Genomic DNA, 13,064 nt, shown 5'->3' with positions numbered 1-13,064 from the left:
GCGGGATGCCGACGCTTATGATTACCAACCGGCTTTGCCGCCAGGGAACAGCAGTATGAGTGAACACGCGATCGAGTTCTTGCGGGGATGGATCGGCGAAAAGGTCCATTGCCAGTCCCACGCCAGGATCGAGAAGCAGGCCGAGACGTTGGCCCGCGAATGCGCCGCCAAGGCGGCCGAGGTCGGCATACCGCTGGAGGACATCCAGGAGGAAGTCGGCGACATCCAGGAATTGATCGCTTCCCGGCTCGAGGAAGCGGCCGAGGCCGGCGAAAACCAGCAGGCCTCAAGCAAAGCCGCGGAATAACTGCGGGTCAAACCTGTTCGAAACGCGCGGGCTTCGGCCCGCGTTTTCGTCTCAGCCATTCCTCTCAGCCAAACTTTTCTTCCAGCCAGGCCTTTGGCAGCGCCGGCACAAAATTGCCGTCGCGCCCGGTCATGTCCTCATTGGCGATAAGAGCGTTGAGGATGGATTCCTCCACCGTCCGAATCACCGCATCGAAGAACGGGTCGATGTCTGTATCGGGGATGAAATCGGCGCTGGCGATGCGGCCGGACAGCCCCAGCGCCGCGGCGGGATTGGCCGTCGAGAAGGCGAGGAAGATATCGCCCGAACTGTGATAGCCGAAGCCGCCCGTTAAGGCGACGCCGAGCGGCACACGGCGCGCCAATCGCTTCATCTGATGCGGCAGGAAAGGCGCGTCGGTCGCGATGACGGCGATGATTGAGCCCTTTTCCGCGCGCGACGTGGCTTCGCGGATCGCCGGTTCGGTGAGTTCGGGCTCGGCGCGCAGGCCGCGAATGGTGAAATTATGCCGCTTGCCGAAATTCGACTGCACGAAGGCGCCGACCGTGTAGGTGCGCCCTTGCCATGCGACGATGCGCGAGGCCGTGCCGGACCCTGCCTTGAAGCCGAAGGTGATCATGCCGGTGCCGCCGCCGACGCTGCCTTCCTCGACCGGTCCGCCGGCGGCGCCGTCAAGGGCGTCGGCGACGTGCTCCGACGTTAGATGGTGGCCGTTGATGTCGTTGAGAAATCCGTCATAAGTCTCCGCCGCCACCGGCAGCCCCCAGGCGCTGTCGATCGCGGCCGGCAGCACCCGGTTCATCCAGCGCAGCGTGCCGTCACGCGAAACACCGCAGGAATGCGTGTTGGTGATGGTGATCGGGAAGTTGAAGGCGCCGGTTTCCTCGATGATGTGCGAGCCGGTCATCTCGCCATTGCCGTTCTGGCTGAAAATGCCGGCGAAGACCGGGGTGGCCAATTCGGAGCGCGGCCTCGGCAGGATTGCGGTCACGCCGGTGCGCACCGGCCCCTTGCCGACGATAAGCGGACCATCGCCCGATATCAGCGTCGCATAGCCCACAGCGACGCCGGGCACGTCGGTGATCGCGTTGAACGGCCCTGGCGTTCCGTCGAAGCCGATAGTGAAGCTTCGCGCGCGCGGCTTGCCGGACGGCGTTGCCAGATGGTGCGGATTGTCGATCATGCTCTTAGAACAAGGATCCCTGATTGCCGGGTTCCTTTGCCTTTGCCGCCGGTCTGGCCACGGGCTTTGGCCGCGCCGCGCCACTGGTTGCCACCGCGTCCGCCGTGCCATCGGCGAACTCCAGCGACAGCGCCATCCCCGACACCACGTCGGCGGCCTGCTTGATAACCGCGCCGTCGGCATCCTTCACCAGCGCGAAGCCGCGCGCCAGGACGGCCTTGTGCGAAAGCGTCGCCATCAGCCGGTCGGCCTGGACGATGCGGCCGCGCAACCGCTCCAGCCTGAGCAGCATCGCCTGGCCGCCGCGTCTCGTCAAAGCCGTCAGAAGATCCCTCTGCACACGTTGGCGCCGGGCTGTCGGCTCGATCGTGATGCGGCCCTGCAGCAAAGCCAATTGCTGCCTGTGCCGCTGCAGCGATGCCTTGGCGCATTTTGGCAACTGATCCGCGGCACGATTGAGCTCCGCGCGCCGGCTTCTGGCCAGAGTGCGCAGCGCCCCTTGCGCCCGTAAAAGGCTACGGTCGTTCGTGCGCCGCGCTTCGGCAATCCGCTGCGACAGCATTGCCGGCGTCAATTTTACAGCGAAGAATCGCGCTCGCTTGCGCTCGGTGGAAACCATCAGGCCACGACCGAGCCTCGATGTCGCCTCGTCCAGGCGCCGGCGCGGCAGCGCCAGCAATTGGTCGGGCGAGGGCAGCGCACGCGCCGCCGCACGGGCTGCCTGCCGCTTGCGCTCGAAATTGCGCAAGACGGCGGCCTTGAGCCGCGCGCCGAGGCTGGCCAGCGTCGCTTCGAGGTCAGCCTTCACCGGCACGGCGATTTCGGCCGCGCCCGTCGGTGTCGGCGCCCGCACATCCGCGACAAGGTCGATCAGCGTCCAGTCGGTTTCGTGGCCGACAGCCGAAATCACCGGAATGCCCGAGGCGGCGACCGCGCGGGCGAGTGCCTCGTCGTTGAAGCCCCACAGATCTTCCAGGCTGCCGCCGCCGCGCGCCACGATCAGCAGATCGGGGCGCTGAATGGGGCTGTCCCATGCCAGCGCGTTGAAACCGGTGACGGCACTGGTCACTTCCGCACTCGCCGTGTCGCCTTGAACCCGCACGGGCCAGACCAGCACATGCAGTGGAAAGCGGTCCTTGATGCGATGGATGATGTCGCGGATGACCGAGCCGGTCGGCGAGGTGACCACACCGATGACGCGTGGCATGAACGGCAGCCGGCGTTTGCGCACCGCATCGAAAAGCCCCTCCGCCTGCAGCCGGCGTTTGCGCTCCTCCAGCAGCGCCATCAGCGCCCCGGCGCCGGCCGGCTCGAGATTGTCGATGACGATCTGGTAGTTGGACTTGCCGGGATAGGTGGTGAGCTTGCCGGTGGCGATCACCTCCATCCCTTCCTCGGGACGGAATTTCAGCCGGCTCATCGTGCCTTTCCAGACCACGGCGTCGAGCCGCGCACGGTCGTCCTTCAGCGCGAAATAAGCATGGCCGGAGGAATGCGGCCCACGATAACCTGAGATTTCGCCGCGCACCCGCACATTGCCGAAGACGTCCTCGACCGTGCGCTTCAGCGCGCCTGATATTTCGCTCACCGTGTATTCGGTGGCGTTGGTGCGTGATTCGGATGCTGCTTCGCTCATCGGTCGATTGGGGGCCGGTTGGACGCCGCCGTCAAGGCGGCCGTGTCAGGCCCGATAGTCATGACCCGCTTTTTACCAGCCCGGCAGGATCTGGTTCGGCTTGCTTCGCTTCATCTTGGCAAAGGCGAGGGCCGCGAAATCGAACGTCCCCGTCTCCTCGCCGAGCGGCACGGAGATGTTGTCCAGGCTTTCCGAGATGTGGCGGGCAAGCGCATCGACGATCTCCGGCCGCGAGGTCTGGCCGCGCATGATGCCGATGCGGCAGTCGGGCAGGGCGCCGAAGCCGTCGGCCTCGCCCAGCACCCGCATGCCGGGCCTGAGCGCGCATTCCGGCAGCACCGAGATCGCCAGCCCCGACAGCACTGCGGCGGTGATCACGGTCGCTGAGAAACTGGTGAACAGGATGCGGTAGTCGCGGTTCTGCTGGTCCAACACGTCGACCGCGGCGCGCCTCCAGATGCAGTTCGGCCGGCCGAAGGCCATCGGCAGCGTCTCCTGTTCATGTGTCGCATGGTTGGCCGAGGAGACCCAGAGCAGCGGTTCACGCCGCACCACCTCCGACTGGCCGCGCACATCATTGTGGGTCACCAGCGCCAGGTCGAGATTGCCGCGCTTGATGTGCTCAACCAGCCCCGGCGTCGGTTCGCAGATGACGGTCAGTTCGACGCGCGGATTGGAGCGCGTGAACCGTGCCATGATCTCGGGCAGGAAACGGTCCGCATAATCGTCAGGCGTGCCGATGCGGATCGTGCCTTCGAGCCTCTGGTCATCGAAGGCTGCGAGCGTTTCGCGGTTGAGATAGAGCAATCGCCTTGCGTAGGAGAGTAGTTTGTCGCCTTCCTCCGTCAGCCTGTTCGAGCGCCCCTCCTTCTCGAACAGCGGCTTGCCGATCCGCTCCTCCAGCCGGCGCATCTGCATCGACACCGCCGACTGGGTGCGGTGCACTTCTTCCGCAGCGCGGGTGAAGCTGCCGGTATCGGCAATCGAGATGAAGGTCTGCAATTGATCGAGATCGAGCGGCGCTTTCATCGGTCCAATCCATCACTGCTGTTGATATTAAAGATTAGAAACATTCGTTGGATTAATCAATCGGTCGATGGCAAATTGGCGTTGTCCAAATGAAAGCCATGCATGTCGCCCAAAAGTGGACACCGGTTTTGAGACGACGACATGCATTTCTAAAATTGTATTTGAGACCGGAACGGCCGCTGTCGCCAGCGCCGATCGTCGGGTTTCGTCCGTTCGAGTCTGAAGGAGACCGACATGACCACGATCGATTTCGCCACCGAGACCTCGCGCATCACCTCGCGTCCGGCTGTTGCGACGCGCGTGGCCAACATTGTCTCCAACACCTACCGCGCCTGGAAAAACCGCCGCGCCTTCTACCGCCTTGGCGAGATGTCGGATGCAGAACTCGCCGATATCGGCCTGACGCGCGCCGACCTTTGTGTCGCCATCGACGTGCCGTTTGGCCGCGATCCCACGGTAATCCTGCGTGAAATTACCAGCGATCGCGTCGAAACGATCGAGGAAATCGCCCGCAAGGTGGCCTGATTGGTTCAGCTTCGGTTGCGTTGAACCCTTTCACGGTTCAGCGCGACCAAGGTTCTGCAGGCTCCCCACTCCCTGCCGGTTCCCCGCCGGCCTGCCTGCACGCTGCCCGGTCCTCCCAAGGACCGGGCTTTTCTTTAAGGTTTACCGAAGGCCGGGCGACTACCGCCGGTCCATGTCCCGCTTGAACTGGTCGAAGATCGTTTCCACGCCCTTCTGGTATTCGTCGCGCTGCTGGGCGCCGGTCTGGAACATCTTGCCGAAAATGTCGTCGAACGGGTTCCTTGGCCGTCCGCTCGGATTGGCTTGGGGCTGTGGTGCCTGGCGCCGCTGCGGTTGCGGCGCCGGCTGCCCGCCGGGCATCCCGAGGCCGCCGCCTCCACCTTGCCGCAGCATCTCCTCGAAGATTTTCCCCAGCGGGTTGTCGCCGTAGGGGCTCTGTGTCTGCTGGGACTGGGGCCGGCTTTGTGGTTGCTGCGGCGCGCCGCCACCGAACATGTCCTGCAGCACCTTGCCGAGCGGATTGTCGCCATAGGGGTTGGGCGCCGGCTGCGGCTGGCTTTGCGGCTGCGGTGAGCCGCCACCGAACATGTCCTGCAAGACCTTGCCGAGCGGGTTGTCCATGGGGTTCTGAGGCGGTGGCGCCTGGCGCTGTTGCGGCGCCGGCGCCTGCATGCCGCCTTGCCGCATCATCTGCTCGATGATCTCGCCCAGTGGATTGTTGCCGCCGCCGCCAAGACCAGCCGCTGCCTGCATCTGGTTTGTCGTCTGCTTGAACAGTCCGCCCATCACCATCGAGGCGATAGCAGGCAGCATCTGCTGCAAGATCTGCTGGCTGACGCCGCTCGCCTGCGCCGCCTGGCTGGCCACGGCGCGCGACAGGTCTTTCGAACCGAACAGATGTCCCAGAATGCCGTTGCCCTCGTCGACGCCTTGCGGCGAGAAGGCGCGCGTGGCGTCCTCGAAATACTTGGCGTGCTGGCCGCTTGCCATCGCCGTCATGAAGGCGCCGAGCCCATAGGGATCGGCGGTGTTGCGTTGCAACCCTTGTGAAAAGGCTGGCAGCAGTGCGGCGACCGCCGCCTGCGTCTGCTGCAGCGAAAGCCCGTATTGCTGGGCAAGTGCCTGCATGCCGTTGCCGTTCTGGGCCTGCGCCAGCATGTCGAACAAGGTAGGCATCGGCTTCTCCTCCGGGAAATCCTCGAAAGAGAGCCTAATTCGTTTCAGCGCCCGATTGAAGTTACTTTTGCCACCCGCCATGGCTCGCGGTTAATAGGCATACTCCATGAACACCGGCTCGATCGAGCCGCCCCAGCGCGTGTGGTAGGCCGACAGCATCTCCTCCGCACTGGTGGTGCCGCGCGCCACGACCTCGTCGAGCGTGTTGAGGAACGAGGTTTCGTCGTAGCCGTCACGGTTCTTCTTGCCGCGGTTCTTCAACCCCGTGCGCGAAATGGCCATGACGTCGCGGGCGACCTCGCGCAACGTCGTGTTGCGGAAGGGCGCGGCGATGCCGAGTTCCGGCACGGCGTTGCGCATGGCCAGCACTTCCTTGTAGGTCCAGCTCGACGTCAATGCCTCGGCCGCGTCGAGTGCCGCCTCGTCGTAGAGCAGCCCGACCCAGAAGGCCGGCAGCGCGCAGATGCGCCGCCAGGGACCGCCATCGGCGCCGCGCATTTCAAGGAAACGCTTGAGCCGCACGTCCGGGAACAGCGTCGACAGATGGTTGGCCCAGTCGCCCATCGTCGGCAGCCCGTCCGGCACTTCATTGCGCGCGGCCCCGGCCATGAACTGGCGGAAGGTGATATGCGTCATGTCGTGATAACGGCCATCGCGAATGACGAAATACATCGGCACGTCGAGTGCCCATTCGACATAGTCGGCGAAACCGAAATCGGGCGAGAAGCAGAATTCGAGCAGGCCCGAGCGCTGGTTGTCGGTGTCGCGCCAGATGTCGCCGCGCCAGCTCTGCAGCCCGTTCGGCCGGCTGTCGGTGAAGGGCGAGTTGGCGAACAGTGCGGTCGACAGCGGCTGCAGCTTCAGCGACACCTGCATCTTGCGGCGCATGTCGGCCTCGCTCTCGAAGTCGAGGTTCACCTGGATCGTACAGGTGCGGTACATCATGTCGAGGCCCTTGGTGCCGACCTTGGGCATGTAGCGCGTCATGATCTCATAGCGCGACTTCGGCATTTTCGGTGTCTCGGCCAGCGACCATTTCGGGCTGCCGCCGAGGCCGAGGAAGCGGATGCCCATCGGCTCGGCGATCTCGCGCACCTGCGCCAGATGGGCGTTGCCCTCGCGGCAGGTCTGGTGGATCGTCTCCAGCGGCGCGCCGGAAAGCTCGAACTGGCCGCCGGGCTCGAGCGAAATTGCCCCTTGGCCCGTCGGTTCGACCAAGCCGATGATGCGGCCGTCATCCATGATCGGATCCCAGCCAAGCTTGTTCTGCATGCCTTCAAGGATGGCGCGGATGCCGCGTTCACCACCATAGGGCACCGGTGCGTTGCCATCGACATAGAACGGGAATTTCTCGTGCTCGGTGCCGATGCGCCATTTTTCGCGCGGCTTGTTGCCTTCGGCCAGGTGCTCGACAAGCTCGTCTATGCCTTCGATGGGCCGGAAATCGGTTGTGTCGCGCGCCATTCTCAAGCCCTCAAAGGCGGTTGGACCACCGCCGGCGCTAAATGGACGAAATGTCAGTAGCCGATCAAGCGAAAAATCCTGAGCCACAGGTCAAGAGGAATTGAAGGCCACGCCCAGCAAGCACCTCTTGCAAGAGACAGAGCACTACCAGTCGCCGATTGTTGCCTGCATCACCGCAAGCGCTGCCACGGCCGCCGTGTCGGCACGCAGGATACGCGGCCCGAGCGGAATGGCGGTCACGAAGGGGAGCGCCCGCAGCATCTTGCGCTCCTCGTCGGAAAAGCCGCCCTCGGGCCCGACCAGCAGGGCGAGCTTCTTCTCCTTCACCGTCTGCAATGCAGGCAGTGGATTGTTGGTCGAGGCGTCCTCGTCGCAGAAGATCAACCGGCGTTCCTTGTCCCAGCCGGTCAGCAGGCGCTCGAATTTTTCCGCCTCGCGAACCTCCGGCACCGCCAGGATGCCGCATTGTTCGGCGGCCTCGACGACATTGGCGCGCAGGCGATCGATCGACGGCTTGGCCACCTGCGTGTGCTGGGTGATGACCGGCTGCAGGACGCCGGCGCCCATCTCGACCGCCTTCTGCACGAGATAATCCAGCCGGCCCTGCTTCAGCGGTGCGAAGCAATAGACCAGGTCAGGCAAAGGCGGCTGCGGCCTTTGCAGCGCCAGTACTTTCAGCCGCACCGAGCGCTTCGATTTCGCTGATATCGCGGCCGACCACTCGCCGTCGCGGCCATTGAAGACAAGGATCTCGGCGCCTTCGGCGAGCCGCAGCACATGCAGGAGATAATGGCTCTGCTGCTGGCCGGGTTCGACCTCGATGTCCAGTCCGAGGTCGTCGGGCACGAACAGACGTTGCATCTTGTAGTTGGCGCGCATGGCCGAGGAATGGGCGAGGCGGCCGCCGGCGTCAAGCCTTGGCGGAGGGATGCCACACAGGCTGAAAGCCGTGACGCAGGATGGCAACCGTCGTTTCCGGGGTCAGCAGCACCAGCGTCTCGTCCTCGAACCGACCCAGGCTGGTAGGCGGGCCGTATCCGGCAAAAGACCATGGCAACGCCTTGCCGTGGCACAAGGCGTAGGTGCTGCCGCCGGTTGCGATCATCGCGCCGTCGGGCAGGCGGGCAAGCGCGTCCATCGCGACGGCAGGCCGTTTGCCACCCGACGCCAACCGCTCCTTGTGCAGCCGTTTGTCCACCTGCGGCGCGCGCGGCTCGGCAATGACGAAGGCTTGGCCGAAGCGCCTGACAAAATCCCTGGCTCGTTCGCGCTGGCAAAAGAAGCAGGGACGATGCCCGGCGGCGAGCGCCGTCACCTCGTCGAGGAAGAACAGTTCGGTCCAGCCGGCCTTGCCATCGGCCCGGTTGCGGCCCATCGGCTCGCGCCGCACATTGCGGAATTGGCACACGCAGATGATCCAGGCCTGAAGCGCCCAGCGCTTTTTCAGGAGCGTCTTTGTCGCGGGGTCGTGGATGATGCCGCGATTGCCGGTGAACAGGCCGCGCTCCGGCATGGCATGAATGGCGCCGAACGGATCGACCCGGTTCTGCAGTGGCATGGTTTTCTCCTGGGATACGCATCTTGGCTGCGATACTGGCGGCATGATATCGCTGGTTTCCTCGTTTTCATGTCAGCAGGGTTTGCCATGCGGGTGCTGGTGGTCCAGAACTTCGACAATACCGGCCTTGGCCAGGTTGGCGCGGCGCTCGCGGAAGCGGGTGCCGATCTCGATGTGCGCCTTCCCTACAAGGGTGATGCGCTGCCACGGGACGCAACCGGCCATGATGCCATGGTGGTGCTCGGCGGTGGCCAGAATGCACTGGACGACGAAGACTATCCCTATTTCCCGGCGCTGCTGGAACTGACCCGCGATTTTGCCGGCAAGGACCGCGCAGTGCTCGGCATCTGTCTCGGGGGTCAACTCGTCGCCCGCGCCTTTGGCGGCGAGAACCGCATTGGCGGCGCCAATGAATTCGGCTGGCGCGGCGTGTCGTTGACCCCGGATGCCAAGGCCGACCCAGTGCTGTCTGCACTGCCGGAAACATTCCCGATCTTCCAGTGGCACGACGATACATTCGAGCTGCCGGACGACGCCGTGCGGCTCGCCGGCAACGATGTCGCCGAAAACCAGGCGTTTCGCGTCGGCCGTGCCGTCTACGGCTTCCAGTTCCATTTCGAGGCCGACCGTCCGCTGGTGAAGGACTGGAGTGCCTCCTTCGCGCCGACCATTGCCGCGCGCCATCCCGACTGGGCCGGCGAGCTCGAGGACGAAATGGCCCGCAACGGCCCTGATGCCGATGCTGCCGGCCTCGCCATCGCCCGCGCCTGGGTGGCGACGATCTAAGCATTCGCTTCCGCGTCCTACCGCGTGACATAATTGGCACGTGGGCCGGAATCCGTCTGGGGAAAACCCTTTCATCCTTGGCTTGTGTCCGCCTGCTATCCTAGAAGGCGCGCGCTATATCGGCTGTGCAACCGGGATGAACCTTTTGTGTGACCCGTGCGACACACCATCGATACAGAACACGCCTAGAAGCGCGAAATCGTCGAAACTTTGAAGCGATTTTTCCGTTTCAACGCATTGGTAACCGCCTCGTGCACAGATGCAGAAAGCTCAACAAGAGATGACCTCCGTGAAAGCAGCTCTTCTGTCCTTTGCCATGCTGTCCGCCATCGTGCTTTGCGGCCTTGGCATCTATGCCGCCGATGCCGCCAACAACCACAATGCGGTCGACGGCTACGGCGTCACCGCCTCCCTGCGCTAAAGCCCAGGCATCCCTCGCGCGAGTATTCCTCGCGCCAGTATCCTCGCGCCCTTGGGCGCCGGGGCCTCAAGGTTCCTTTATCGACATTTCCAGGATGCGTTTGTCCGCGCCGTCCACGACGAGCGCGGTAAGCATGCCTGACTGCCAGGCAAGCGTGTCGACATTGACGCGGTTGGCCATCACTTCCGCCTCGGGGACCGGCGTGTGGCCATGCACCACGATCTTCGGGAGGAGACCGGCGTGATCGTGGAAGACGTCACGGATCCAGATCAGGTCCTGGATATTCTGTTTTTCCAGCGCAATGCCTGGCCTTATGCCGGCATGGCAGAAGAAGAAGTCGCCTGACGTCACCGAGAACGGCAGCGACCGCAGGAAGTCGATATGGCTTTGCGGCACGGCTGCGAGCAAGGCTTGGTGGCCCTTGCGCATGGCTGACTCGGCCTTGCCGAACCAAATGCCGCTGCCGTTGTTGATCGTCACCCCATAGGATTGCGCGGTCTGGATGCCGCCAAAACGGATGAAGAGCCCTTCGGGGTCGGGTGTCTCGAGAAAGTCGAGAAAGCCGAGGTCGTGGTTGCCGGCCAGCATCATGTTTCGCTGATCGCGTTCGCGCGCTTCGATCAGGAAGTCGATGACGCCCTTGGAGTCGGGCCCTCGATCGACATAGTCGCCAAGATGGATGATGCGCCAGTCCGCGACCAGGTCCCTGGCGATCTCGGCCTCGATCTGTCCGTGCATGGCGGCCAGCAGGTCGAGCCGGCCATGCACGTCGCCGATCGCGTAGAGACGCACGCCGTCCGGCCCGCGTGCGTCGAGGAAATGGATGCCGGGTTCCAGCAAGGTTCTGGTATCTCCGTGGTCAGATGTCACGGCCTTAGCGCCGGAGTTGGTCCTTGCCCATGTCGGTGACCAGACGTTTTCCGCACAGCGCCAGCGTGATGTCCATCTCCTTGCGGATGATTTCCAATGCCTTGGTAACCCCTTCCTTGCCGAGCGCGCCCAGGCCGTAAAGAAATGGCCGGCCGATATAGGTGCCCTTGGCGCCCAGGCAGAGCGCTTTCAACACATCCTGGCCGGAGCGGATACCGCCGTCCATATGCACTTCTATTCTGTCGCCGACCGCATCGGCGATCTCTTCCAGTGCCATGATGGAGGACGATGCGCCATCGAGCTGGCGTCCGCCATGATTGGAAACGATGATGGCATCGGCGCCGGTATTGGCCGCCATCAGCGCGTCCTCCTTGTCGAGGATGCCCTTGAGGATCAGTTTGCCGCCCCAGCGCTCCTTGATCCAGGCGACGTCCTTCCACGACAGGTGCGGATCGAACTGTTCGGTCGTCCATGACGACAACGAAGCCACATCGCCGACGCCCTTGGCATGGCCGACGATGTTACGGAAGGTACGGCGCTTCGTGCCAGCCATGCCCATCCACCAGCCAGGCCGCACAGCGATGTTGGCGATGTTGGCGAGCGTCATCTTGGGCGGCGCCGAAAGCCCATTGCGGACGTCCTTGTGGCGCTGGCCGAGGACCTGCAGGTCGAGCGTCAGCACCAGCGCCGAGCACTTCGCCGCCTTCGCCCGGTCGATCAAATTGAGGACGAAATCCTTGTCGCGCAGCACATAGAGCTGGAACCAGAACGGTTTCTTCGTCACCGACGCGACATCCTCGATCGAGCAGATGCTCATCGTCGAAAGCGTGAACGGCACGCCGAATTCCTCCGCCGCCTGCGCTGCCAGAATCTCGCCGTCGGCGTGCTGCATGCCGGTCAGGCCTGTCGGCGCCAGCGCCACCGGCATCGACACTTTCTGGCCGATCATGGTCGATTCCAGCGAGCGGTTGCTCATGTCGACCAGCACGCGCTGGCGGAACTTGATCTTCTGGAAGTCTTCCTCGTTTGCCCGGTAGGTGCTCTCGGTCCAGGCGCCGGAGTCGGCATAGTCGAAGAACATCTTGGGCACGCGCCGGCGCGCGAGATCCTTGAGGTCTGCGATGGTGAGAATGTCGCTCATGATGGTCCCCGCTTGATCAAATTGACTAGGAGCGGCTGCGCGCTGGTTCGCTGCCGCCGGTTTCCGAGCGCTGCCTTAGCCTCAGCCGCGACACGCGTTGCCAGTCGCCGCTGCGCTCGGCTTCCGCCATCGAGCGCTCGACATAGGTCATGTGGTCCATCGCCGCCTGGCGGGCGGCGGCCGGATCGCCAGCCCTGACCGCGGTGTGGATCGCCCGGTGCTGCGCCAGCAGCGCCTCTCGCGCGCCCGGCACGGTGAACACCAGCAGCCGGTTCTGGAACACGCCCTCCGATAAGAGGCGGTAGCAGGAGCGCAGCGTGTGCAAGAGCAGGATGTTGTGTGCGCATTCGCAGATCGCATGGTGGAATTCAACGTCGATTTCCGCCTCGTCGTCGAAGTCGCCGGTGCGATGCGCCTCATCCATGCGCGCCATGATGCGGTCGAGCAGGGCGAGGTCTTCGGGTGTGGCACGCCGTGCCGCGTATTCGGCGGCTATGCCCTCGACCTCGCGGCGATACTCCAGATAGTCCGTCACCGCCTTGCGATGCGTCGAGATCAGGTCCGCCACCGGCTTGGTAAACAACTGGCCGATAATGTCGGCGACATGCGTGCCGCCGCCGGCCTTGGTCGTCAGCAACCCACGTCCTTCGAGCGCCTTCAGCGCATCGCGCAGGATGGGCCGCGACACATCGAACTGACGCGCCAGTTCGCGCTCGCCCGGCAGCCGGTCGCCAGTGCGCAGCACGCCTTCGAGGATGAGGCTTTCGATCTGCTGCACGACTTCGTCGGCGGTGCGCGAATGCTCGATCCTGGAGAAAATATCGCTCAAAGGAAGCGCCTGGGGACGGAATGAATGTCGCGCAGATTAAAGCGTCTGTCGCCAACTGGTCAAATTATTTATCCAATTCGCCTGGTTCGGTCGATTTTCGCATCGCGCCGGCACGTCGCCTCGCGCTAAACTTTGCTGT

14 protein-coding genes are annotated in these 13,064 nt (G+C 63.9%); 4 read left to right on the top strand and 10 right to left on the bottom strand.

Annotation, left to right across the window (positions count from 1 at the left end):
- Positions 1-55 precede the first annotated feature (55 nt).
- Positions 56-307, top strand: coding sequence for a DUF768 domain-containing protein (locus tag FJ950_RS00230; RefSeq protein WP_140614585.1), 252 nt, complete (start codon positions 56-58; stop codon positions 305-307).
- 64 nt (positions 308-371) lie between these two features.
- On the opposite strand, the gene FJ950_RS00225 is transcribed toward FJ950_RS00230, so the two are convergent.
- The 3 genes from FJ950_RS00225 to FJ950_RS00215 all read right to left on the bottom strand — a co-directional run bounded on the left by FJ950_RS00225 (position 372) and on the right by FJ950_RS00215 (position 4,155).
- On the bottom strand, positions 372-1,490 hold the full coding sequence (locus FJ950_RS00225) for a P1 family peptidase (RefSeq protein WP_140614584.1): 1,119 nt from the start codon (positions 1,488-1,490) through the stop codon (positions 372-374).
- Positions 1,491-1,494: 4 nt separating this feature from the next.
- Complete coding sequence (xseA, locus tag FJ950_RS00220) at positions 1,495-3,126, bottom strand: exodeoxyribonuclease VII large subunit (protein WP_015316489.1); 1,632 nt, start codon at positions 3,124-3,126, stop codon at positions 1,495-1,497.
- A 72-nt stretch (positions 3,127-3,198) separates the two neighbouring features.
- Complete coding sequence (locus tag FJ950_RS00215) at positions 3,199-4,155, bottom strand: LysR substrate-binding domain-containing protein (protein ID WP_140614583.1); 957 nt, start codon at positions 4,153-4,155, stop codon at positions 3,199-3,201.
- Between the two features lie 234 nt (positions 4,156-4,389).
- Here FJ950_RS00215 and FJ950_RS00210 point away from each other — a divergent pair, with 234 nt between their 5' ends.
- Positions 4,390-4,680, top strand: a complete 291-nt coding sequence (locus tag FJ950_RS00210) for a DUF1127 domain-containing protein (RefSeq protein WP_140614582.1) — start codon at positions 4,390-4,392, stop codon at positions 4,678-4,680.
- A gap of 159 nt (positions 4,681-4,839) precedes the next feature.
- Here FJ950_RS00210 and FJ950_RS00205 read toward each other — a convergent pair whose 3' ends face one another.
- The 4 genes from FJ950_RS00205 to FJ950_RS00190 all read right to left on the bottom strand — a co-directional run bounded on the left by FJ950_RS00205 (position 4,840) and on the right by FJ950_RS00190 (position 8,878).
- The gene (locus FJ950_RS00205) at positions 4,840-5,856 is read right to left on the bottom strand and encodes a DUF937 domain-containing protein (RefSeq protein ID WP_140614581.1); all 1,017 of its coding nucleotides are present in this window, start codon (positions 5,854-5,856) and stop codon (positions 4,840-4,842) included.
- Positions 5,857-5,946: 90 nt separating this feature from the next.
- Positions 5,947-7,320: a glutamate--cysteine ligase gene (locus tag FJ950_RS00200; protein WP_140614580.1), complete on the bottom strand. Its 1,374-nt coding sequence runs from the start codon at positions 7,318-7,320 to the stop codon at positions 5,947-5,949.
- 144 nt (positions 7,321-7,464) lie between these two features.
- Positions 7,465-8,199, bottom strand: coding sequence for a 16S rRNA (uracil(1498)-N(3))-methyltransferase (locus tag FJ950_RS00195; protein WP_140615383.1), 735 nt, complete (start codon positions 8,197-8,199; stop codon positions 7,465-7,467).
- Between the two features lie 31 nt (positions 8,200-8,230).
- Positions 8,231-8,878, bottom strand: a complete 648-nt coding sequence (locus FJ950_RS00190; protein ID WP_140614579.1) for a hypothetical protein — start codon at positions 8,876-8,878, stop codon at positions 8,231-8,233.
- 87 nt (positions 8,879-8,965) lie between these two features.
- Between FJ950_RS00190 and FJ950_RS00185 the strand changes: the two genes are divergently transcribed.
- Entirely contained in the window at positions 8,966-9,664 is a 699-nt protein-coding gene (locus FJ950_RS00185; protein WP_140615385.1) for a type 1 glutamine amidotransferase, read from the top strand.
- Positions 9,665-9,953: 289 nt separating this feature from the next.
- Complete coding sequence (locus FJ950_RS30035) at positions 9,954-10,085, top strand: hypothetical protein (protein WP_013893872.1); 132 nt, start codon at positions 9,954-9,956, stop codon at positions 10,083-10,085.
- Between the two features lie 66 nt (positions 10,086-10,151).
- Here FJ950_RS30035 and FJ950_RS00175 read toward each other — a convergent pair whose 3' ends face one another.
- The 3 genes from FJ950_RS00175 to FJ950_RS00165 are packed head-to-tail and all read right to left on the bottom strand — an operon-like array spanning position 10,152 to position 12,925.
- On the bottom strand, positions 10,152-10,925 hold the full coding sequence (locus FJ950_RS00175; protein WP_140614578.1) for a metallophosphoesterase: 774 nt from the start codon (positions 10,923-10,925) through the stop codon (positions 10,152-10,154).
- A 34-nt stretch (positions 10,926-10,959) separates the two neighbouring features.
- Positions 10,960-12,096 carry an alpha-hydroxy acid oxidase gene (locus FJ950_RS00170; RefSeq protein ID WP_140614577.1) on the bottom strand — a complete coding sequence of 379 codons (1,137 nt, stop codon included), beginning with the start codon at positions 12,094-12,096 and terminating at the stop codon, positions 10,960-10,962.
- A gap of 25 nt (positions 12,097-12,121) precedes the next feature.
- Positions 12,122-12,925, bottom strand: a complete 804-nt coding sequence (locus tag FJ950_RS00165; RefSeq protein ID WP_015316499.1) for an FCD domain-containing protein — start codon at positions 12,923-12,925, stop codon at positions 12,122-12,124.
- Between the last annotated feature and the right edge of the window lie 139 nt (positions 12,926-13,064).

This window comes from Mesorhizobium sp. B2-3-14 (genome assembly GCF_006442175.1).
GTDB classification, from domain to species: domain Bacteria; phylum Pseudomonadota; class Alphaproteobacteria; order Rhizobiales; family Rhizobiaceae; genus Mesorhizobium; species Mesorhizobium australicum.
The sequence above is the reverse complement of the archived record's forward strand: the minus strand, read 5'-3'. Positions and strand labels throughout refer to the sequence as shown.